General features: G+C 52.4%; 25 protein-coding genes. 2 read left to right on the forward strand and 23 right to left on the reverse strand.

The window, feature by feature from the left end:
- Window position 1: 1 nt before the first annotated feature.
- A complete protein-coding gene (locus ACFOUO_RS16180) occupies window positions 2-1,303 on the reverse strand; it encodes a homoserine dehydrogenase (RefSeq protein WP_380706168.1) in 1,302 nt (433 codons plus the stop codon).
- Window positions 1,304-1,412: 109 nt separating this feature from the next.
- A complete protein-coding gene (locus ACFOUO_RS16185) occupies window positions 1,413-1,862 on the reverse strand; it encodes an ACT domain-containing protein (RefSeq protein ID WP_380706169.1) in 450 nt (149 codons plus the stop codon).
- A gap of 135 nt (window positions 1,863-1,997) precedes the next feature.
- Between ACFOUO_RS16185 and ACFOUO_RS16190 the strand changes: the two genes are divergently transcribed.
- Together ACFOUO_RS16190 and ACFOUO_RS16195 are read left to right on the forward strand one after the other, a co-directional pair.
- On the forward strand, window positions 1,998-2,465 hold the full coding sequence (locus ACFOUO_RS16190; protein WP_380706170.1) for a low molecular weight protein-tyrosine-phosphatase: 468 nt from the start codon (window positions 1,998-2,000) through the stop codon (window positions 2,463-2,465).
- The gene (locus ACFOUO_RS16195; RefSeq protein ID WP_380706171.1) at window positions 2,465-3,349 is read left to right on the forward strand and encodes a fructosamine kinase family protein; all 885 of its coding nucleotides are present in this window, start codon (window positions 2,465-2,467) and stop codon (window positions 3,347-3,349) included. The genes ACFOUO_RS16190 and ACFOUO_RS16195 overlap by 1 nt, the downstream gene beginning before the upstream one ends.
- Before the next feature lie 77 nt (window positions 3,350-3,426).
- On the opposite strand, the gene ACFOUO_RS16200 is transcribed toward ACFOUO_RS16195, so the two are convergent.
- The 21 genes from ACFOUO_RS16200 to ACFOUO_RS16300 form a co-directional block, all read right to left on the reverse strand.
- Window positions 3,427-4,050 carry a golvesin C-terminal-like domain-containing protein gene (locus ACFOUO_RS16200; protein ID WP_380706172.1) on the reverse strand — a complete coding sequence of 208 codons (624 nt, stop codon included), beginning with the start codon at window positions 4,048-4,050 and terminating at the stop codon, window positions 3,427-3,429.
- A gap of 48 nt (window positions 4,051-4,098) precedes the next feature.
- The gene (gene ggt, locus ACFOUO_RS16205; RefSeq protein ID WP_380706173.1) at window positions 4,099-5,751 is read right to left on the reverse strand and encodes a gamma-glutamyltransferase; all 1,653 of its coding nucleotides are present in this window, start codon (window positions 5,749-5,751) and stop codon (window positions 4,099-4,101) included.
- Window positions 5,752-5,756: 5 nt separating this feature from the next.
- Complete coding sequence (locus tag ACFOUO_RS16210; protein ID WP_380706174.1) at window positions 5,757-7,064, reverse strand: CapA family protein; 1,308 nt, start codon at window positions 7,062-7,064, stop codon at window positions 5,757-5,759.
- 12 nt (window positions 7,065-7,076) lie between these two features.
- Window positions 7,077-7,526, reverse strand: a complete 450-nt coding sequence (gene pgsC, locus ACFOUO_RS16215) for a poly-gamma-glutamate biosynthesis protein PgsC (protein WP_380706175.1) — start codon at window positions 7,524-7,526, stop codon at window positions 7,077-7,079.
- 28 nt (window positions 7,527-7,554) lie between these two features.
- On the reverse strand, window positions 7,555-8,745 hold the full coding sequence (gene pgsB / locus ACFOUO_RS16220; RefSeq protein ID WP_380706176.1) for a poly-gamma-glutamate synthase PgsB: 1,191 nt from the start codon (window positions 8,743-8,745) through the stop codon (window positions 7,555-7,557).
- A 283-nt stretch (window positions 8,746-9,028) separates the two neighbouring features.
- Window positions 9,029-10,246 carry a NupC/NupG family nucleoside CNT transporter gene (locus ACFOUO_RS16225; RefSeq protein WP_380706177.1) on the reverse strand — a complete coding sequence of 406 codons (1,218 nt, stop codon included), beginning with the start codon at window positions 10,244-10,246 and terminating at the stop codon, window positions 9,029-9,031.
- A 19-nt stretch (window positions 10,247-10,265) separates the two neighbouring features.
- Complete coding sequence (obgE, locus tag ACFOUO_RS16230; protein ID WP_380706178.1) at window positions 10,266-11,546, reverse strand: GTPase ObgE; 1,281 nt, start codon at window positions 11,544-11,546, stop codon at window positions 10,266-10,268.
- A gap of 42 nt (window positions 11,547-11,588) precedes the next feature.
- The gene (locus tag ACFOUO_RS16235; protein ID WP_380706179.1) at window positions 11,589-12,308 is read right to left on the reverse strand and encodes a Spo0B domain-containing protein; all 720 of its coding nucleotides are present in this window, start codon (window positions 12,306-12,308) and stop codon (window positions 11,589-11,591) included.
- Window positions 12,309-12,410: 102 nt separating this feature from the next.
- On the reverse strand, window positions 12,411-12,719 hold the full coding sequence (gene rpmA / locus ACFOUO_RS16240) for a 50S ribosomal protein L27 (protein ID WP_380706180.1): 309 nt from the start codon (window positions 12,717-12,719) through the stop codon (window positions 12,411-12,413).
- 15 nt (window positions 12,720-12,734) lie between these two features.
- Window positions 12,735-13,076 carry a ribosomal-processing cysteine protease Prp gene (locus ACFOUO_RS16245; protein ID WP_380706181.1) on the reverse strand — a complete coding sequence of 114 codons (342 nt, stop codon included), beginning with the start codon at window positions 13,074-13,076 and terminating at the stop codon, window positions 12,735-12,737.
- A 12-nt stretch (window positions 13,077-13,088) separates the two neighbouring features.
- Window positions 13,089-13,400 carry a 50S ribosomal protein L21 gene (gene rplU / locus ACFOUO_RS16250; protein ID WP_380706182.1) on the reverse strand — a complete coding sequence of 104 codons (312 nt, stop codon included), beginning with the start codon at window positions 13,398-13,400 and terminating at the stop codon, window positions 13,089-13,091.
- 197 nt (window positions 13,401-13,597) lie between these two features.
- Window positions 13,598-14,458, reverse strand: a complete 861-nt coding sequence (locus ACFOUO_RS16255) for a M50 family metallopeptidase (protein WP_380706183.1) — start codon at window positions 14,456-14,458, stop codon at window positions 13,598-13,600.
- Window positions 14,451-15,209: a peptidoglycan DD-metalloendopeptidase family protein gene (locus tag ACFOUO_RS16260; protein WP_380706184.1), complete on the reverse strand. Its 759-nt coding sequence runs from the start codon at window positions 15,207-15,209 to the stop codon at window positions 14,451-14,453. The genes ACFOUO_RS16255 and ACFOUO_RS16260 overlap by 8 nt, the downstream gene beginning before the upstream one ends.
- Window positions 15,210-15,363: 154 nt before the next feature.
- Window positions 15,364-15,516: a DUF1540 domain-containing protein gene (locus ACFOUO_RS16265; RefSeq protein ID WP_380706185.1), complete on the reverse strand. Its 153-nt coding sequence runs from the start codon at window positions 15,514-15,516 to the stop codon at window positions 15,364-15,366.
- A 147-nt stretch (window positions 15,517-15,663) separates the two neighbouring features.
- Window positions 15,664-16,458, reverse strand: coding sequence for a septum site-determining protein MinD (gene minD, locus ACFOUO_RS16270; RefSeq protein ID WP_380706186.1), 795 nt, complete (start codon window positions 16,456-16,458; stop codon window positions 15,664-15,666).
- Between the two features lie 31 nt (window positions 16,459-16,489).
- Window positions 16,490-17,167: a septum site-determining protein MinC gene (gene minC / locus ACFOUO_RS16275; protein ID WP_380706187.1), complete on the reverse strand. Its 678-nt coding sequence runs from the start codon at window positions 17,165-17,167 to the stop codon at window positions 16,490-16,492.
- Between the two features lie 86 nt (window positions 17,168-17,253).
- Window positions 17,254-17,784, reverse strand: coding sequence for a rod shape-determining protein MreD (gene mreD, locus ACFOUO_RS16280; protein WP_380706188.1), 531 nt, complete (start codon window positions 17,782-17,784; stop codon window positions 17,254-17,256).
- A gap of 3 nt (window positions 17,785-17,787) precedes the next feature.
- Window positions 17,788-18,687: a rod shape-determining protein MreC gene (gene mreC, locus ACFOUO_RS16285; RefSeq protein WP_380706189.1), complete on the reverse strand. Its 900-nt coding sequence runs from the start codon at window positions 18,685-18,687 to the stop codon at window positions 17,788-17,790.
- 17 nt (window positions 18,688-18,704) lie between these two features.
- On the reverse strand, window positions 18,705-19,805 hold the full coding sequence (locus tag ACFOUO_RS16290; protein ID WP_380706190.1) for a rod shape-determining protein: 1,101 nt from the start codon (window positions 19,803-19,805) through the stop codon (window positions 18,705-18,707).
- A 47-nt stretch (window positions 19,806-19,852) separates the two neighbouring features.
- On the reverse strand, window positions 19,853-20,554 hold the full coding sequence (gene radC, locus ACFOUO_RS16295) for a RadC family protein (RefSeq protein ID WP_380706191.1): 702 nt from the start codon (window positions 20,552-20,554) through the stop codon (window positions 19,853-19,855).
- Window positions 20,555-20,616: 62 nt separating this feature from the next.
- On the reverse strand, window positions 20,617-21,228 hold the full coding sequence (locus ACFOUO_RS16300) for a Maf family protein (protein ID WP_380706192.1): 612 nt from the start codon (window positions 21,226-21,228) through the stop codon (window positions 20,617-20,619).
- Window positions 21,229-21,382: the final 154 nt, after the last annotated feature.

The raw sequence follows: 21,382 nt of genomic DNA on the forward strand, positions 1-21,382 counted from the left end.
TTTAGCATCCCCCTTCGACTCGGTAATGGCTTTGGATGGTTAGGACAGATTCCAGAGCTTCAACGTTTGCAAGGACTTGTCTCAGTTGGTGGCGGCTGGCGGTATGAGTCACCAGGATGATCTCCGCCTCCTTCTCCCGGCTGCGGGGGACTTGAAGCACTTTTTCCAAACTCACTCCTGCGTCAGCAAAGATACGGGTCAACTGGGCCAGCACTCCCGCCTCATCGGAAACGTGCAAACGTAAGAAGGTTTTAGAGTGAATCTCCCGAGGTGTTTTTAGTACTTTTTCCCGATAGGGCGCAACAATCCCGCTCCCGTTGATCCCGAGGCGCATGTTCTTCACCACGGTTACTAGATCGGAAACAACTGCGGTAGCAGTGGGCATGTCCCCAGCCCCGGGCCCGTAAAACATGGTCTCTCCCACAGCCTCACCATGGACATATACGGCGTTATACACCCCGTCCACCGAGGACAGGGGATGATTCTGGGGCAAAAGAGCCGGCTGAACACTTACCTCCACCTTGCCGTCGTCGGAACGGGCGATTCCGACCAGCTTCATCCGGTACCCTAGCTGTTCCGCAAATTGAACATCCTCTGTCGTAATATCCGCAATTCCCTGTACTTCTACGTCCTCCAGCGGCATCTCCATATGAAAACCCAGGGTGGCTAGGATGGCCATCTTACGGGCTGCATCCAGTCCATCCACATCCGAGGTGGGATCGGACTCCGCATAACCAAGAGCCTGTGCCTGCGTGAGAGCATCTTCAAAGCCGGCCCCCCTACGATCCATCTCTGTCAGGATGTAGTTGGTAGTGCCGTTGACAATGCCGATCATCTGTGTAATCCGGTCGGAAGAAAAACCTTCTACCAGCGCTCGCAGGATGGGAATTCCACCGGCTACACTCGCCTCATAGAACACATCGCATCCATGACGCTCAGCAACGGAGAGGAGTTCCGCTCCGTGCAGAGCCATCAGGTCCTTATTGGCGGTCACTACATGTTTGCCTTTCTCCAAGGCCTGTCGGATGCACTCCCGGGCTGGTTCGATCCCGCCCATCACCTCAACGATGACATCGATCTCCTCATCTTCGAGGATGGCCCTCGGATCATCCGTCAACATCGATTTTTCCAAGGGTACCGGCCTTTTTTTATCGAGATCCTGCACCAATACCTTCCGGATTTCGATCCGTTGCCCTGTTTGGTTATACAAATCATCTTGGTGTTCTTCCACAAGCCGGACGACTCCGCATCCGACCGTGCCCAGACCCATCAAACCCACCCGTACAACGTCACTGTTCTGCATGGTTAGTTCCCGCTCCCTTTTCTTTGTATCATGTGCACCCCATTTGGTACGATCCGACTCCGCAATCAAAAACCTTTTGTTCCCAGACAGGGAGCAGGTTTTCTGGTTTTTATTCTCCCCGAGCCACGATCACCGCCCGTTTGACACCTTCCAGATCCTGCAGGCCATCGACTAAGGTTGTAGTGTCTACATTCACTTGGGCCGTGTCCAAAGACATCGTCACCCCAGCCACCCCCTGCAAAGGGATCGTCTGGTTGATGGTGAGAACATTGCCCCGCTGGATTGCCAAATAAGAAAGGATACCTGACAACACCCCAGAACGGTGTTCCAGACTCATGGAGACCGTGATGATTTTCTCCTTCATCAAGGCATTGAAAGGGTAAACCGCATCCTTGTATTTATAAAACGAACTGCGGCTGATCCCAGTTCGTTCCACCGCCTCCTGAACGGTTTGCACTTCCCCGGAGGCAAGCATTTCCTTCGCCTCCACCGTCTTTTGCACCGCCTCGGGCAACATGTCCGAACGAATCAGGTAGTAGGACTCTTCGCGACGGCTCAAATCGATCGTCCTCCTAATAAAAACAAATGTCTGTATATAACGGACATTATAGAAGGGACGGGAGAGGAATGCAAGAGTTTTTTGTGAAGCCTATGGTAAGATGGATCTCGACGATAAAAATAGGAGGCGAATAACGTGGTTTCCGTCCTGTTTGTCTGCTTAGGAAATATCTGCCGATCCCCGATGGCGGAAGCGGTATTGCGTCATCAATTAAAGGAGGAGGGCCTGAACGACCAGGTGACAGTGGACTCCGCTGGCACCGGTGACTGGCACGTCGGTCAACCGCCACACCGAGGTACGCGGGAGCTCCTCACCGAAAAAGGAATCTCTTATGAGGGCATTCTCGCCCGCCAAATCAGACCCAAAGATCTGAGCGATTTCGACTATGTCATTGTGATGGATGAGAGCAATTACAGCGATGTCCGCGCTTTGGAACGGGTTGCCGGAAAATCCCGTGTCAACCGATTGGTCGATTTCATTTCCGACACACCCTATACCGAAGTACCCGATCCCTATTTCACAGGCGATTTTAACGAAACATACACCCTGTTGGAGGAAGCATGCCGGGGAATCGTCCGTTCGATCCGACGGGAGGTTCAGTAATGCTGTCAGGCACGCTAAAACGGATGGTGGAGGAGACCATCGGAAGCCCTGTCCTCCATCCCCACCCCGTTTCCGGTGGAGAAATCAGCGATGCCTTTCGTCTCGAAACCGAAGAGGGTCGATACTTTCTTAAAGTGCGAAAAAAAGCCCCCGCCGGTTTATTTGCGGTGGAAGCTGCGGGTCTCACCAAACTAGATGTCTCCGATCAAATCCGAATCCCTCGGGTGATTGCCCATGGAATCACGGAGGAGGATAAAACCGGCTGGATCTTGCTGGAATGGCTGGAGTCCGATCCACAAACTCCAAGCCCCCAAGCGGCGGAAGATTTGGGCAGGGGCCTCGCGGAGATCCACCGCACGACGGCTCCCTCTTTTGGTTTGGAACACGATAATTTTATCGGAACCCTTCCGCAGAAAAACGGATATCTGGAAGAATGGACAACCTTTTACCGAGAACGGCGCCTCCGCCCTCAAATAGAACGCGCTCGTCGGCAAAATCGTCTCCCCTCGGCAAGGGAACGGGGATTAACCCGATTGATGGATCGGTTGGATGAATGGATCGGTTATCCCGAAATCCAACCCAGCCTTCTTCATGGCGATTTATGGGGCGGTAATTGGATCATCGACAAAGAAGGCGTCCCCTGCCTGATCGACCCTGCTACCTATTATGGCCACCGCGAAGTGGATCTCGCCTTCACGCAACTTTTCGGAGGCTTTCCCGCTGCTTTTTATGACGCTTACCAGGAAGCTTGGCCGCTCGATCCCGGTTTCGAAGACAGAAAACCCCTCTACCAGCTCTTCTACCTCCTCGTCCATCTCAATATTTTCGGAGAGAGCTATGGCAACGGAGTAGATCAGGTGTGGAAGCGATTTGCAGGCGAGTAGACGTAAAAAAAGAGGCTGGTTTTCTCCCGAAACCAGCCTCTTTTTTTATCGGTTCTTCAGATCGGCTCTCGTCGTTTTTACCGCGCGCTCGCTGTGGTCGGAACCGTTGAGCCATTTTGTGGATTTCGGTTATCCAGGATCAGTTTGGCGGAGGGGTCGTCCTTATGAACCAACTTGATGGCGTCGGCGATGACAAACCCGTCCGCCTGATTGGAGAGAGTAACTTTTCCCTTTTCTCCCCTCTTGTAAGTATAGGTCCCTAGGGAAACCCAATTGCCGCCGCCTGTACGTTGGTCCACCTGTCTGACAGCCCTCTGCCCCCCATTGTACTCGATGGTATAAGGAGCATTGCTGGCTCGATCAAATTCAGCGGCATAATTGACGAATACTTTATATGTACCAGGCCGTTTCACCATGAATATCCAGGTAAAGGTACTCCTTCCGTCTCCCTGAGGATGCGCCTGATAATCCGGGCCAAAATATCCCTGGGCGTTGGTAGAAAGGGACCAGTCGCCCCGGTATACCTCCTTCGCCTTGGCCAAGGCCGGACCATCTGCTTCGTACATCCATCGCTCCCGAAATTCCTCGATCACCCGTGCCTCACTGGCATCCAGCCGATCCAGATGGCGAAACCCGATCATAGCAAACAAGATCCCACCTAAAAACAAGACAGGGAACAACCTTTTGATCCATCGTCTCACCCTATCACTCCCCCTTCAACGGATGAAGCCCCAGCGTCAGTAAACCAATCAATGTTCCGCCCGCCAGGTCCCGTCCCGCCGAGGATCGGCTCCCCCCTCCAATTTCCCGTTTCTCAGATCAACCCGGATGGTCTGGACACTTCCATAAGCCCAGGGATCATCCGTCTTAATTTTTGAGTATCCTCTTTGCATGAGGGTTTGAGAGACTTTCGGCGGAAATGTTTTCTCGTTGACGACCGTATTGTTGGCCAGGTCTACATAGGAACGGGGACCCTTCAAGGAATCCTCGATGGATTGGCCGTATGCGAGATGACGGATCAACACCTGTCCCACCATCTCCGTGATCTTTCTGCCTCCTGCGCTACCGATCCCGATCATCGACTCGCCGTCTTTTATCAGAATCATCGGTGTCGTATAGCTGAAGGGCCGCTTGCCCGGCTGAAAACGATTTGGCAGATTAGCGGACAGGCTGAAGTTTTTTAGCTGGTTATTCAGGAAGAACCCCTTTACATAGACCCCGGAACCATAGTAACCGCTCACGGTGTTGGTAGCTGAAACCATCATCCCGTCCCGGTCCACCACAACAAAGTGGGTCGTATTATCATGGTCTTCCTGATCTGCCGCAGAGTCCAGTTCCAGCTTCTGTTCCTTGGAGAGTTGATTACGTGAAACCTCCTTGGTCAATTTCAGGGTATGTTGCTTGGAGATCATCTCTTCCTCCGGAACTTGGACGAATGCAGGATCCCCTACCTTGTACAGACGATCCTTGTAAGTGCACTTGTAGATTTCACTGCTCAGATGAACAAAGTCAGACGGCTTTCCTTTGGTCTCCTCCACCTTGAGCGCCTCGGCCACCTGCAGAAATTGAATCATCATGATCCCTCCCGAGGGAGCGGGGGGAGCGTAGACATCATACCCGGCAAATCTCCCCTTGACCGGTTTCTTCTTGAGAACCCGATAGCGGGCAAGGTCATCTAGGGTGATGGAGGGTGCTTTCCGTACCAACTCCTTGGCGATCGATCCCCGGTAGAAGCCGTCGGCTCCCTCCTGCTGAATCAATTCCAATATCTGGGCCAATTCCTGTTGACGCAAGATATCCCCCCGCTTGAGGGGCTGCCCCTTTGGATACATGTGGGGCAGTTCCCGGACCGGCATGCGGAACTGGGTATTCTCCAACCTGGACTCGTCCAAGGCCGTCAAGGAATATCCATCAGAGGCGAGGCGAACCGAGGGCTCGATCAACTCCGCCATCTTCCGGGTGCCAAAGTCCTTATGCACCGCTTCCATTCCCTTGACAAAACCAGGAACCCCGATGGCGAGAGGGGAAGTCTGGCCACTGTAGGATGAGATCTCCCGGTAATCATAGACTGTCGGTTCCTTCCCAGCCCCAGGGTAGACCATCATCGTGCCGCCTCCCCCGATCCCGGAACCATGGGGTTCCACCACACCCAATGCATAAGAGACCGCAATCGCCGCGTCGACAGCGTTGCCTCCGTTATGGAGAACATCCATTCCGACCTCTGTCGCTAGCGGATGGGCAGAGGCCACCCCAAAGGATGGTTCCTTGCCTCCGAACCCCAAGCTAGTTCGGTAGAGGCGGTCCAAGGAATCGGTGCTTCCTCGGGATTGGTGCCAATAGAACCCTGCCATACCCAATACCACAATCACCGCTAAGACCCCATTCAGTGTTCGGGTAGACATATGCTTCACCTCCCCTGAACCGGTTCCGAACCAGTCGCAGATGCTCTCCTCCCGGTCTCTGACTGGGCGGGCCGCAACACGGAGCCCGGGGGTGCTTGGTTGTTCTCCAGTGATTGGCCCGGTCCACCGGTTTTCTGTCGGTTTTCTTGGTGCTTTAGGATACGGGAATGATCTAACTCACGAACGAGCTTATCCCCTTCCCGCTTCCATTCCTTTTTCCAGGCCTTACTGTAAATCCAGCCTTCCGTCAGCTGAAGATAGATTTTTTCTCGCCGGTACAGATTTCGGAGGCCCGCCAGTGGACGTGGATGCCCTTCACTGATCCACATCGGGATCACTTCCAGTTTAGCCGTTCCGTTCTTGGCAAGACGGTACCGAAAAAGGGCGGTTTCTCGCGTACGGGACCAACCCTGATCAAAGATAAAATTGCCTGTGCTGTTGAGAATGATGCCGTTCTTATAAATCTCCACCGGTTCCAGTACATGGGGGTGATGACCCACCACAATATCGGCACCGGCGTCCACCAGAGCTCTCCCCAAATCCCGTTGCCGTGGATGAACATTGTTATCGTACTCCACTCCCCAATGAATGTGGACAACGACCAAAGCCGCGCTCTTTTCGGCACTCCGAACCAGGGGAAGAACTGTTTTCGGACTGGCGGGCAAAATCCCGGGGGTTCCCTGCCTCGCTGGAAAGCCGGACTGATAAACATCCGTCATTCCCATGGTAGCTACTTTGAGGCCGTTTACTTCCTGGTACAAGATCTGCTTGGCGTTGTATCGATCCCGCCCTGCCCCAACGGTTTCCAACCGCGCTTGTTCGAAGGCCTTTTTGGTGTCCGATACCCCCGGGCCGCCGTAATCCATCATGTGATTATTAGCCAAATTCACAGAGGTAAACCCCGCCTTTTTTAGGGCGACAGCTGATTCCTGACCGGCATTAAGACGAATCGCCTTATCAAATGGGGGATACTTCTCCGGGTCACCCAGCAGGATGGGAGATTCGAAATTTCCCGTCACCAAATCGGATTCCTTCAAAAGCGGTTTCACATACCGAAAAAGGGAGTCGGATCCTTTCCGTTCCGCTACCTTTTCCACATGGCGCCCGAGCATCATATCTCCCACCATCGTCATCGTCAGAACCTCATCCAGGTTATTAGAGTCGGCAGTTACCGGTTTCCCGCCATCCAGGAGAGGAATACTCACGAGCAAGGCAAAAGAGATCCCAAAAGCGATTGCCGTGTGCAAAGGCGCTTTCTTTTTATGCCGCTTCGTGTTCAAGAGCATTTTCTGTTGCAGGTTCAACTTTTTCATCCCAATCCCCGCTTAGAACAGATAGTAGGCAAACATGGTTAGGAATGTCAGCCCCGACAGCAACATCGTGCTACCGACTGTCGGGAGCAACCCCTGTTTCTGAATCGTGTTGGCAATCAAACCAGGAACGATAACCCCAATGCCCCGAAATTCAAAAATTTCAAAGGGGACTACCGGGTAAAAATAGTCGAAAAGTAGCTTCAACATAATACCCGTGCATAGCATGGCGGCAAATTTCCTTCGACCATAAAGGATGGTATACCGGGCGACACCTTGAGTGACAATCAAATATGTAAGAAAGCTGAGCGTGAGTACCACCAGGATGAACAACGGCTGGTCGAAAACCAGTCCGAGATAACCGGGTACCACTAAGCCCGCCGGGACTACCCCGGTCTTTTCTGCGTACAGAAGACTTAAGACCACCCCTACGACGAGAGATATATATAAATCCGACCCAAACAATCCCTTTTCCCCCCATGGATTCCAACGCTCAGCTGACGTGGGAAACCGGTTGCTGTTTCATTTTCTCCAGTGTTTTGCATAGGGGTTCGGCTGCACCGTGAATGTTACCCACCCCGTAGATCACTCTGTTTTGAAAGAGAGGTTGCAGATCGTTCAAGATCTCCCCCGTCTCTTTTCCCTCTAGATTCAACATCCTCCGGGCCGGAATTCTGCTCAGATGGAACGCCTCCACTATCGGTTGTGTTGTCTGTCCGATCAGCACCAACGCCTCCATCTCAATATATGGGAGCACATCGGTTGCAAACTGCTCTGTACGGTCCACCCGGTCTGAACGGCAATTCATGATGACCACGGGTTTTTGTTCCGTGGGATAGCCCAACTCCACAATCCGATTCCAGATATTCAACGTAGACGAGGCATCATTGGCCGCAAATCCGTTAGCGAAGTAGGCAGGTTGTGCCGGATCACCAACGGGCAGAATTTTCATCGCTCCAGGGTCCGGCGGCGCATTCAGCATGCCCTGCAAAGCGGTCTCTTCATCAATTCCTACCGCTTCCGCTACGGCAAGAGCAAGGGCGGCGTTCTCCGGAAAAACCATGTAACGGAACCGGCGCAAGTATTCTTCTTTGATCCGGCTCGTATCACAGACATAGACACGGGTTCTCCGTTGACGGGCGATCTTCCGGTAATAAGGAACATAGGGGCTCTCATTGAGGATCAGATGCCCACGGTAAGGGATGGTTGCGGTGAAAGCCTCCGCCACCTCGCCCAGGGTAGGGCCCATGACATCCATGTGATCCTCTAGTACATTGACGATCACTCCCACGTTAGCTCGAAGCATCCGCTCCTGAAAAATGATTTGATAATCCGGGTTGACAGCCATACACTCGCTGACTAGACATTCGGCATTCAGGCGGGCAGCCTTAGCCACCACCTCTTTTTGCTCACGGATATTGGGTCCTTCCGGACGACGAACGATCGGCTCCTCCTGGTCTTTATACCAATAGATCATTCGAGCCTGTGTTCCGGTGGTCTTCCCCACCGTTCGCATGCCGGCCTCCATCATGATTCCTGTAATCAGGCGGGTGACCGTCGATTTACCTCTGATCCCGTTAATGTTGATTCGCAGCGGGATCGAGCTGATGGCTTTCCGGTGACGGCGCCACTCAAGCACCCCCATGAAAACCAGGCCCGCCAACAGTAAAGAAATGAACAGCATGCACGCCATCTCCTGGATACAAATTAATTCCTGATAACCAAATTCCTTTGACCTTTTTATATTAAATGGATAGGGAAGAAAAATCACCAATCCTTAATAACTATTATCCAGCGATTTCGCCCACAAAAGGGGGAAAAACTCATCCGTTGCTATTAAATCACAGTCATATTAATCTTTTGTTAATCTCTGGAGGCTCAACCCCCGGGATTTATATTTTAAATATTCAGTAAATAGGGCGGAAAAGGAAACCGCCCCTATTGGGACGGAAAAAAGTTGTCGAGGGTTAGATCAACATTCCTGCTATGGACGCACTGAGAAGGGACGCCAAGGTACCTCCCAGGACGGCGCGGAGCCCAAAGCGGGCAATTTCTCCCCGGCGCTCTGGAGCCATCCCGCCCAATCCTCCCAATTGGATAGCAATGCTGGATAGATTGGCAAACCCGCACAAAGCAAATGTAACGATCGCCACGGTTTTCGTGCCGAGGGTATCCAGTTGGGGGGCAAAATTAGAGTAGGCAACAAACTCGTTGAGGACAATTTTCTGGCCGATGAAGTTTCCCGCCTGCACAGCCTCGGTCCAGGGGACTCCGATGACGAAAGCCAGGGGAGAGAATAGATAACCCAAGATCAGTTCCATGCTAAGGTCTGAATAGCCGAAAAGCCCTCCGATTCCTCCCAGAATTCCATTCAACAGAGCAATCAGAGCAATAAAAGCCAATAAGAGAGCAGCGATGTTCACCGCGAGACGAAGGCCGTCAATGGCCCCGCCGGCGGCTGCGTCAATGACGTTGACATGTTCCGTTTCTTCACCCGTTTTGATGTCGTCTTCCGGATCTGTGATCGGTTTTTCCGTCTCCGGTACCATCAATTTCGCGATGACCAGACCGGCCGGTGCTGCCATGAAACTGGCCGCTAACAGATAGGAGAGAGGGATTCCTAAAAGAGAATACCCGACAAGAACGGAGCCAGCAACCGAAGCAAATCCACCGGTCATAACAGCAAAGATCTCAGAAGAGGTCATTTTTGAAATATAAGGTTTTACCATCAGGGGAGCTTCCGTCTGTCCAACAAAAATATTAGCTGTCGCTGACAGAGATTCCGCTTTGCTTGTCCCGAGAAGCTTCGAGATGCTACCTCCTAGAAGACGAATGACCCATTGCATAATTCCCAGATAATACAGGACAGAAATAACCGAGGAAATAAAAATGATGATCGGCAAAACTTGGAGAGCGAAGATCGGACCTTCCTGCCCCTTTAAAAGACCGCCGAACAAAAAGGTGATCCCCTCATTGGCGTAATTGATCAGCCCTTGAACCCGCCGGCTAAACCAATCGAGCCCAGCTTTACCTGCCTCCCATTTCAACACGATGAAGGCAAAAACCAATTGGATCGCTAACCCACCAACAATCGTTCGGAAATTGACCGCCCGTTTGTTTGTTGAACATAAAAAGGCGATCAATAGGACAACCAGCATCCCGCCGAGTCCCCAGAGATATGTCATATTCGATCAACCTTTCGGTTTAAAACGTGAAATCGAATTCCATTGTGCCAATCCGGACGGTATCGCCTTCTTGCGCTCCACGGGCTCGCAGGGCATCATCCACACCCATTTCCTTTAATATGTGAGCAAATCGGCGAACCGACTCGTCATAGTTGAAGTTGGTCATTTTGACCAATTTCTCCACCCGGGCACCTTCTACTACAAACACTTCATTATCTTTTTTGACAAGGAAGGGCACTTCCGGCTCTTCCATCCGATAAACCTTGGGTTCTGCAACTTCTTCCATCTCAGGATCCGTTTCGACAGGCATTTGATCCAGTTGATCAGCCACCGCAAACAACAATTCTCTAACCCCTTGGCCGGTAGCAGAAGAGATCGGATAGACCGGCACCTGTTCCCCGACAGTCTCGCGAAAGATTTCCAAGTTTACTTCCGCTTCGGGCAAATCCATCTTGTTCGCGGCCACGATTTGCGGTCGTTTGGACAAGCTTTCCCGGTACTGTTTTAGCTCCTCATTAATCTGCTTCCAATCCTCGTAAGGATCGCGTCCCTCGGAACCCGCCATGTCCACCACATGAACCAATACCTTGGTCCGTTCTACATGGCGCAGGAACTGGTGGCCGAGACCTACTCCTTCATGGGCACCTTCAATCAAACCCGGCAAGTCCGCCATCACGAAGCTACGCCCGTCCCCTACTTCGACTACTCCCAGGTTGGGAGCGATTGTCGTGAAGTGATAAGCCCCGATTTTCGGCTTGGCGGCAGTCACAACAGAGAGCAGGGTGGACTTTCCAACACTTGGATAGCCGACCAACCCTACATCGGCCAATAACTTCAACTCCAACTCCACCCATCGTTCTACACCCGGCTCCCCATTTTCCGCTATATAGGGCGCCGGATTTTTGGCGGTTGCAAAACGGACGTTGCCACGACCGCCACGACCGCCGCGAGCCACTGTCGCTTCATCTCCATGGCGAATCAAGTCGGCAATCCGTTCCCCGGAGTCGGCATCGGTTACCACCGTTCCTGGCGGTACACGGATGATCATCGGTTCCATCGATTTCCCATGTTGGTTCTTGGAACGACCATGCTCCCCCCGCTGGGCTTTAAAATGTTTCTGGTAACGGAAATCCATCAGTGTGCGGAGCCCTTCTTCCACTCGGAACACCACATCCCCCCCGCGCCCCCCGTCACCCCCGGCAGGTCCCCCATTGGGCTCGTACTTTTCCCGGCGGAAGGCGACCATCCCGTTCCCGCCGTCGCCGCCCTTTACATAGATTTTTACCTTATCGACAAACATGTTCTCCCCACCGCCTCCAAATATGTAAGCATGATCAATCCCTCAAGCCGCGAACCGAAGGGTAAACCCGCCGGCTGCTTCCTCCCGCTCCAGGGCTCCACCCCGTTCCCGGATAGTATCCCTCAGGTTCGTCCACTCACTCGGTTCTACTTTCAACTCAGGGGGAAAATCCGGGTGGATGGTAATCTGCCAATCTGAATCCGTCTTTTCCACACGGAGCCAAACCTCCTCCGGCTCCTCCATGCCTCTTCCCTGCTTCCTCAGCCATGCAGTTGTTCGGTCCAGGGCTTCACAGAGCCGGTCTCCCCATTCGGGATCAATCTCCTTCATTTCTTCTCCCGTTTCAACGAACCAACGCCATTCGGGGATGCGCTGGTTCAGGGTGGACAGAGCCAAAGCCAAAGGAGGGTAGCCTACCCGGGCGGCTTCCCGTTCTTCACGAGCCCGATCTGTCAGCTCCCGCAGATAAGGGAGGATCCGTTCTTGCCGTTTCATCCCGAGATAACCCATGATGACCTGCACATGGTTCAACCAATCATGCCGTTGGCGACTCATTAGTTCAAGAGAGGTTTGAGCATTCTTCATGCGCCAAAATCGCTCCTCTCTCATCCTTTCCCGATGAAGGAACCGCAAGACGCCCAGAACGGTGAAGATTCCCAAAGGAATGCCTACCGCCCATCCCCAGGGTTGCACTGCCATCAGGAGAATCAGAAACCAGACCCACGCCGCATCTGTCAATCGGCCTAAGCTCTCCTCCTTCATCTTCAACCGCCCCCCATCCCGTTCAAACCTCCGTGTCTCTTCATTCTAATGGATTTTTGGCCACAAAAAAACCCCGGCCGAAATGGCCGAGGCCTCTTCAAGTTAAGCCTGGGCTTGGACCGCTTCTTCAGCGGCTTTGGCGTAAACGCTGACGCGTTTTTTATCGCGACCCAGACGTTCAAATTTGACAACACCGTCCACTTTGGCGAAAAGCGTATCATCGCCGCCGCGACCCACACCGATCCCCGGGTAGATCTTGGTTCCGCGCTGACGGACCAAGATGCTGCCGGCGTTCACCGATTGGCCATCACCGCGCTTAACGCCGAGGCGTTTCGCGATGCTGTCGCGACCGTTCTTGGTGGAGCCAACCCCTTTTTTCTGAGCGAAAAACTGCAGGTTCATTTTCAGCATGGTGTCCACCTCCTTTTAATGGGAGTCTTCCGTGATTGTCACATACGATCCGTATTCATCAGCAACAGACTGCAAAGAGGCCGCCATCGCCTCCAGGAGCAACCGAACCCGTGCTTCCACGTCCGGTGTCAGGCCCTGAGGAACGCGGCAGTCCAACAAGCCACCGGCCTCTGGATCCACCTCTCGGTGAACCCGAACCCCGAGCAAAGTTTCGGAAGCATTGGTTAATCCGATCGTAATCCCAGATACCGCTGCACAAACGATATCCTTACCATATTCACCGAATTCGGCATGGCCTTTTACGACCAGTCGCTGCAACTTCCGCTGATAATCCCGGTAAAGGGTCACTTGAATCATATCGAAAAGGTCTCAGCCTTCGATTTTATCGATGACCACTTTGGTGAAAGGCTGACGATGCCCTTGCTTCCGTTTGTAGTTCTTTTTCGGTTTGTACTTGAACACGGTCACCTTTTTACCTTTGCCTTGTTTATCCACTTTGCCGGTCACTTTCGCACCATCGATCAACGGGGTGCCGACGCTGGTTCCGTCTTCCTTCCCGACAAGCAATACCTTTTCAAAGGTAACGGTTTCGCCTTCTGCGGCGGACAGTTTTTCCACGTAGATTGCTTTCCCTTCCTCTACGCGATATTGCTTGCCGCCGGTTTCAATCAATGCGTACATCCCGGATCCACCTCCTGTGTGAAGACTCGCCGAAACCGGGTGGGCAGCGCCCTTTTCAAAACCCGATCCGTGCGGTACTGCCTTGCTCCGGGTGAGCAAGCGCAGATTACACAAAGGAAATCTTACCACATACCATCCATGCTGTCAATGAGGCTCTCGGAAAAGAGCCTGCTTTGAATATTATATCATACCCTTTTTTAAGCGATGAGATCGGCGGCTAAACCTCCAATCCGCTTCTCATCAAAATAACAGCGAAAAACTGCTTCCTCCGGCACCGTCGCCCATCCTCCCTTTGGTTTTTGCACCACCACCACATGGTAAGCCTCTTTACGGAAGCGCTTAAGCACGGTGAGCAATGGTTCCTCGGGACGGACCGGCAACTGAATGATGGGAGCGGAGTCTGGGACCCTGTGCTCTCGACGGTGCATAAGAAATCGCATATACTGGTAATCTCGCTGTCTCATGGCGATCCAGTTGGAATAGAAAAGGAAGAGCGCGACTATACTCAGGTTGATTTGCACTTTCTCTCCCGACAGGCTAAAGAGAAAAAGCCCAGCCGCCCCGGCAAAACCGAATCCCAGACTCCACACAACAGCTCTCCGGTAGGGGAATACATAGGATAGGAGTGCCTGAAGGATCCGCCCTCCGTCAAGAGGATAGATGGGCAATAGATTGAACCCAGCCAACATGGCATTTCCCTTAACGAAATATTCCGTCCATTCGGCAGACCACCAGCCGAACTGGTAAAACAGAAGGCCAAAGAGCACCATTATCACATTGTGAAAGGGACCTGCCAGAGCGACAACGATTTCCTCCCTGGCAGGAACGGTCCCCCATTCATCCGTATGGGCGACTCCACCGAAAGGGAGAAGCTCGATGGAATGAATTCGCCACCCAAAGGAACGGGCAGCTGTTACGTGCCCTAATTCGTGGATCAGAACCAGCACAAAAAGGGTGGTCACCTCCATAAACTGTCCAGTCACCACCGACGAGAGGATAACCACCCAAAAAAGAAAATGGATACGCAGCACCGTTCCCTGTAGCAGAAGACTAATCAAACGGGACCACTCCCGCCGGATCCACAAACGCTCCCTTCTGTTTAACCGCGAAGAAAAAAAGCGGGTCCCCTTCTCTATCGCCTGCTTCCCCGAGAAGTTGCCTCGGCTTCACCCATTCTTTTTCCTTTATTTGCACCTTTCCCATCCAACCATACCAAGTTTCCAGACCGTTCGCGTGACGGATCACCACCGTTTGGCCCAGCCCTTCCTCTGTTCCTGCCTTGACGACCCATCCTTCCGAGGAAGCTACCACCGGAGCCCCTTTAGCAGTCCGCAATACGATGCCCCGCCCTTCCTTGCTGAAGCCCGCCATCACTTTCCCTTTGACCGGCGCCACCCATGTCGCCTGCTTCTCCTCTTCTTTGATCTTATTTCCCTGAAAGGCAGGCAGGATGGTTGGTGAACCATCAATATTCTGCTTATACCACTTTGCCACACCAGCAAAATTATAGTCGCGCTCCATCACTTGAGAAATGAAGGTTTGCACTTCCCGTCCAGCTGGAACCTGGGACTGGAAGACCAAATACGTACCAGTAAGAAGGAGAAAAGCAGCGAAGGTTTGCAGGAGGAAACGCCCTTCCCGCTTTTTTTTCCTTTCCCTTTCCATCCATTGCGGTCGATTCCAAGGAAGCTCGTCCCTGTCTTCTAACGTTTCCTTTTTCCAGACGGGTGTACCCCACTGTTGACGGTAATCAGGGAAAGGCTTCCCCTCTCGGATCTTTCGCATACGTTCCACGCGTCGCTTCTGCACGCCCTGATTCCACTCCCGCATCCCAAGTCACCAACCTCGCTTGGTGTTTGTACAAGTCTATGACTTGTCTGATTCAGGTATGACTGGGTGTTTCTGCACTGAATGGTTAAACAGAAAAATGCCTCCCCGACGGCTGAGGAGACATGCTTCAAAATCAATGTTTGGGTTTAAAGGTTTTGCAATCGGTTTCTTCAGATTCATGGGGTTCCTCAGTATGACCAACAACGTAGATGGCATCTGCCTGGCAGTGATTTCCTTTCCCCCAATACGTACAGGTATCCACTTCGCACAAAACATCTTTCGGCATGATGTTCCCTCCTTTGATTACAGTATGGACAGGACATCCCCCGAAAACAGGCACCAAATTCAGGATAACAATAGAAAAAACCGGCAGGGAAGGCCCCCACCGGAACATGCCATATTCAACGAACCGCGGATCGGCTCGTTTTGTGTCCTAAGCAAACCCCAACCACCTTTTCATTCGGGTCATGAACTTCCGCTCCTTGTCTAACACCAGTAGCGGAACAGTTTCCCCCTGGATGCGACGGGCGATGTTACGGTATGCCTTAGCAGCCAAATGGTGATTATGTAAAACAACAGGCTCTCCCTGGTTACCAGCGCGAATCACTTCTTCATCATCGGGTACCACACCCAATAAATCGACGGCAAGGACGGACACCACTTCATCTACATCCATCATGCCGCCCTCCTTTACCATCCGGGTCCGTAAACGGTTCACGACCAGTCTGGGAGAACCTGCTCTCTCCTTTTCCAGCAAGCCAATAACCCGGTCGGCGTCGCGAATGGCCGCCGTTTCCGGCGTGGTGACAACAATCGCTCGATCAGCCCCGGAAACGGCATTTTTAAATCCCATCTCGATCCCAGCGGGGCAGTCAATCATGACATAATCGAAGGTTTCCTTCAATTCGGCGACTAACCAACGAAGCTGTTCCGAGGAGATCGATGATTTATCTTTGGTTTGTGCCGCCGGCAACAGATAAAGTTCCTCACAACGTTTATCTTTGATCAAGGCTTGTTTGATCCGGCATTTCTTTTCTACGACATCGATGATGTCGTAGACGATCCGGTTCTCTAGACCCATTAAAACATCCAGGTTACGGAGACCGATGTCGGTATCAAGCAAGACCACTTTTTTGCCTAATAACGCCAAAGCCGTGCCGATATTGGCCGAAGTGGTCGATTTTCCCACACCACCCTTGCCAGATGTGATGACAATGGATTCACCCAACTCTATCCCCCCTCCCGGACACCCGCAGGCTTCAACTGCGGAAACGATTCTCTTTCCATTCGATGTCCGGACGGATCCGGTTGAGATGATGCATTTTATCGACGGCGATCTGGCCGCCTAGAAGGTAGGCGAAATTCATACCCGAGGTTTCCGCTTCCTCCCACTCATCCGGTGGTCGGGAAACGATATCCGAGATGCGGAGCTGAGTCGGCCTTAGGAGGGAAGCCGCGATAATGGCTGTCTCGTCTCCCTCTCCCCCAGCATGGGCCAATCCGCGAAGAGCACCCAACACATAGATGCTTCCCGTGCTCCGGACAGTCCCTCCGGGATTAACATCCCCCAGTAAAAGAAGATCTCCCCGGTGTTCCAAAACCTGACCGGAGCGGACTGTCCCACCCAGCAGTTGAATACCCTGATCCTCATCCACCAAGTAGGGCTTTCCTCCTGCTGCCTCAATGGAATGAACGAGCAGGTTCTTGCGGGGGGCAAAAAGCCAGCGCAGCTCTTTCTCTTCTTCCCGGGTAATTTTCCTGTCCCCGATTTTAATATGGACGCGGGTATCGGGTCCGTCCCAGAGGCTGGAAGCGTTATCCAGTTTATATTTCAATTCGCTTAAGAGCGCGGAAAACGGCCGTGAGTCATCCAAAAGGAAAAGAAGTCCGTCCTTTGTTCCCTTGATCGTGACACCCGGCTTTAAAACTTTCCCCATGATACAGTCACCCCGCCTCAATTCTATTTTCGGCATAAGCCTCCGATTTCCTTCCCCGGTACGCAATTGAATGGCAGGAGCGCCCGTTACCGCTTGTCAAACAGTTGAACCGACTGGGGGTGAAACCGTCGAAAGATCCACCGGATTCCGCGGTAAACCGGATATGCCGCCAATAAATTAAAAAAGACAGAGGGAAGGATATGATAGATAAATGCTGTCTCCCACCCCACCTGTGTGATGTCAAACATACGTAGCCACAAGTAGGTGAGAATCAGATGGGTTGCCTGCCCCAGGCCCGTTGCGAGAAGGGCAACAATGGGACCCGATAGGAACTGCCGGGAAACCTGCCCGGTTATATAACCGATTACGGCAGTAGAAAACGCATACACGCCCACCGCCTGACCATAAGCGAGGTCATGAAGCAATCCAAAACACAAACCGTAGATCAGTCCGACTTTTCGGCCCCGATACAAAGAAAGCAGGATGATGCCACTAACCACCAGTTGCGGAATCCACACAAAATTGCTGCCCCAAGCTTGAGGCACAAACATTTGCAATGCGGTTCCTTCCAACAAAAAAAGAAAGGAGAGGAACCCGATGAGAATCCAAGCCGCCATCGTTTATTCCCCTCCGTTACCTTCTTCCCTAGAATCCAGTTCCTGTCGGTGTTCTTTGAGCTTCAACTTGGCCGGATCACGAACCACCAACACATAATTGAGCCGTTCGAAACTGGCGGCTGGTTTGACATAGGCCATTTGGTCGACCCCAAACTCACCCGTCGTCACCTGATCCACCGTTCCGATCAACAAATCACCGGAATAGATGTCGGACAATCTCGAAGTAACCACCAGCTGCCCTTTTTTCAGTTTGGCCTTGGGAGGGATCTTTTTCAGCAGCAGGCGTTCATGCTTGGTATCATAGCCCTCGATTAAGCCGAAGACTTCTTTATCCCCCGCTTTCACATGAGCAGCGATTCCGGGCCCGCTTCCCGTGTCTGTCAGCAATTGGACATCGGCCATATGGGCGGTTGCATCCTTCACGCGACCGATCAATCCTTCATGGGTGATGACGGGCATATTCTTCTTTACACCGTCCTGGGTTCCCTGGTCGATCACTACCCGATCGTTCCACCGATCAGGATTTCGCGCTACTGTCTGGGCGGCGATGCAATTCGTTTTGTACTTGTCTGTATAACCGACAATACTTTTCAGCTGCTGATTTTCCCGTTTTAAAGTAGCCACTTGGGATTTCAACTGCAGATAACCATCTGCCTGTTTTTCCAGCTTTCGGTTTTCAGCCCGTAGATTCCCTACCTCTCCCCATTCTTCAAACCAATTGGAAACAGCGTAGGCCGGAGATGCGAAAAAACCGTTTAGCCAGGCGATTGAGTTTTTCACCACAGCCTCGGGCCAAGTGAGGGAAGTCCGCTCCCCTCGAGTCATGCCCACGGTTACAGTTAGCAGAATGACAGACAGGAGCAACATGAACAGCCGACGGTTGGCAAAAATTCTCGAAAACATGCGTCATCCGCCCCTATTCACGGCCGGCGTCCCGTCCGAGTGGAAGTGATACCAGCCCCTGATGTGAAGAGATGGATGTTCTCCAAGGATTGCCCCGTACCAACCGCCACACAATCGAGGGCATTATCTGCCACAACGACAGGCATATCCGTCTCTTCAGACAACCGTTGGTCAAGGTGTCGAAGGAGCGCCCCACCGCCAGTGAGGACAATTCCTCTATCCATGATATCCGCTGCCAATTCCGGGGGAGTCTGTTCCAAGGTGAGCTTAACGGACTCGATGATCGAATGGACCGTATCGTTAAGGGCTTCGCCAATTTCCCGGGAAGTGATCCGGATCGTTTTGGGAAGACCGCTGATCAGATCCCTCCCCCGGATCTGACGTTCCTCCTTATCTCCATCCGCTTTAGCAGAGCCAGCTTCTAGCTTCAGGGTTTCAGCCGTCCGTTCCCCGATCATCAAGTTGTACTGCCGCTTAATATATTGAATGATCGCATCGTCCATCTCATCCCCGGCGATTCGCAAAGATTTCGCTGTGACGATTCCCCCCAGGGAAATCACGGCTACTTCTGTCGTACCGCCTCCGATGTCCACCACCATGCTACCTGTGGGCTCCCAGACAGGCAATCCAGCACCGATAGCCGCAGCAAAAGGCTCTTCAATCGTATAGGCTTCTTTTGCTCCGGCTGCACGGGTGGCCTCTTCCACTGCCCGTTTTTCGACAGCCGTTACTCCGGAAGGAACACAGACCATTACGTTTGGGCGTCGGGGAAAATAAACCCGTTGGGTTTGCGATTTTTTGAGAAAATACTCCAGCATCGTCGCAGTGGTATTGTAATCCGCAATGACACCATCTTTCATCGGACGAATAGCGATGATATTGCCGGGTGTCCTTCCTATCATTCGTTTCGCTTCTTCCCCAACAGCCTTGATATCCTGAGTTCCTGTCTCCAGGGCAACAACTGAAGGTTCACGGACGACGATTCCTTGCCCCTTCAAATAAACCAACGTATTGGCGGTACCTAGATCGATTCCCATATCTCGTGTGAAACCGCCAAATTTCTGAAAAATTGTCTCATTTCCCCCGTTGTTTTCGTTACTCCCAAACCAAAATCGCATCTGCTGTCTCAGCCCTTCTGCTTAAAGTGATCATTCCGTGTATGGTATCAGACAGGAAGAATTCCCTTCTCTTTCATGCTTGTAAATCGGTGATCTCCGACGATGACATGATCCAACAATTCGATTCCAACGATGCGGCCTGCTTCAAACAGACGTTCGGTAACGAGGATGTCTTCACGACTAGGAGTCGGATCTCCACTGGGATGGTTATGCACACAGATAACGCCCGCGGAGCTTCGTCGGATTGCTTCCCGAAATACTTCCCGGGGGTGGACCACCGATGAATTAAGCGTTCCTACAAAAATACACTGTTTATCGATTACCCGATTTTTTGTATTGAGAAACAGACAGATAAAGTGTTCTTGGGAGAGGTGGCGTAGCTCGTCCATCACGAAATCGGCCGCGTCCCGGGGAGAACGGATAGCTATCCGTTCCTCAGGAACGGCTCGGCAGACACGCCGACCCAGCTCGATTCCCGCGAGTACCTGGATCGCCTTCGCCTTGCCCACGCCACGGATTTTCACCAATTCTCGCAGATCTGCTGCTGCAAGGCCACGTAAGCCCCCACCCGTCGCAAGCAAGCGCTGGGCCAAGATAATAACCGATTCCGCAGCCGTGCCCGTCCGTAACAGGATCGCCACTAACTCAGCATTGGATAAAGCTGCTCCACCATAACGAGCCAAACGCTCTCTAGGGCGGTCTTCTTCCGGTACATCCCGGATCATCATCGGTTCCGGCAATCCGCTCATCATGAACCTCCTGCTTACCGTCAAATAAGGAGGATCTGGTTGTATTCGCTGAAGGTGAGACCTTATTGTTCCGGAGTGGGTAATGGGTAAAGCACAGGGTAATCCATTTTTTTCAGCATATCGTAGAGTAGAGGCAGCGACATACCTACCACATTGGTATAGCATCCATCGATCCAGTCTACCCAAAGAGAACCGATCCCCTGAAGCCCGTAGGCGCCGGCCTTATCCATCGGTTCGCCAGTAGATACGTACCACTCGATCTCCGCCCGATCCATGTTTCGAACCATCACCTCAGTCACTCGATGGTCGATCAACCGCCTTCTCACTTTTCCTTCATTTACTTCCACCAATGTGATTCCGGTATAAACCTGATGGGCTTGTCCCGAAAGACGCTCTAGAATGCGGACTGCATCCGCATGATTGGCGGGTTTCCCCAAAATATCTCCCTCGAGGGAGACGACGGTGTCCGACCCGATCACCACAGCGTAGCGTTTGGTATGTGCCACCGCCAACGCCTTTTTGGCGGCCAGGATTTCAACCAGTTCCCCAGGTGACGGGCTACCCGGCACTTCCTCCGTCACAGAACTTGGGTGGACAGAAAAAGGAACACCTAAAGAACGCAGGAGTTCCTTCCGCCGTGGAGACCCGGAAGCAAGTACGAGTTCCGGCTGCATGGGGTCCCGACCTCCTTAACACTTGCAACAAAGTTTGTTAATAGTTTCCTTATTTTATACTTAGTCGGGAATAACATTCAATTCCTGTCATTAAGTGAAAAGGACGAGACCCAGCAGGGTTGCTTCCACCCCTCCATTCTTTTGACAGGATTAC

The organism is Salinithrix halophila (assembly GCF_042650125.1).
Classification (GTDB): domain Bacteria; phylum Bacillota; class Bacilli; order Thermoactinomycetales; family DSM-45169; genus Salinithrix; species Salinithrix halophila.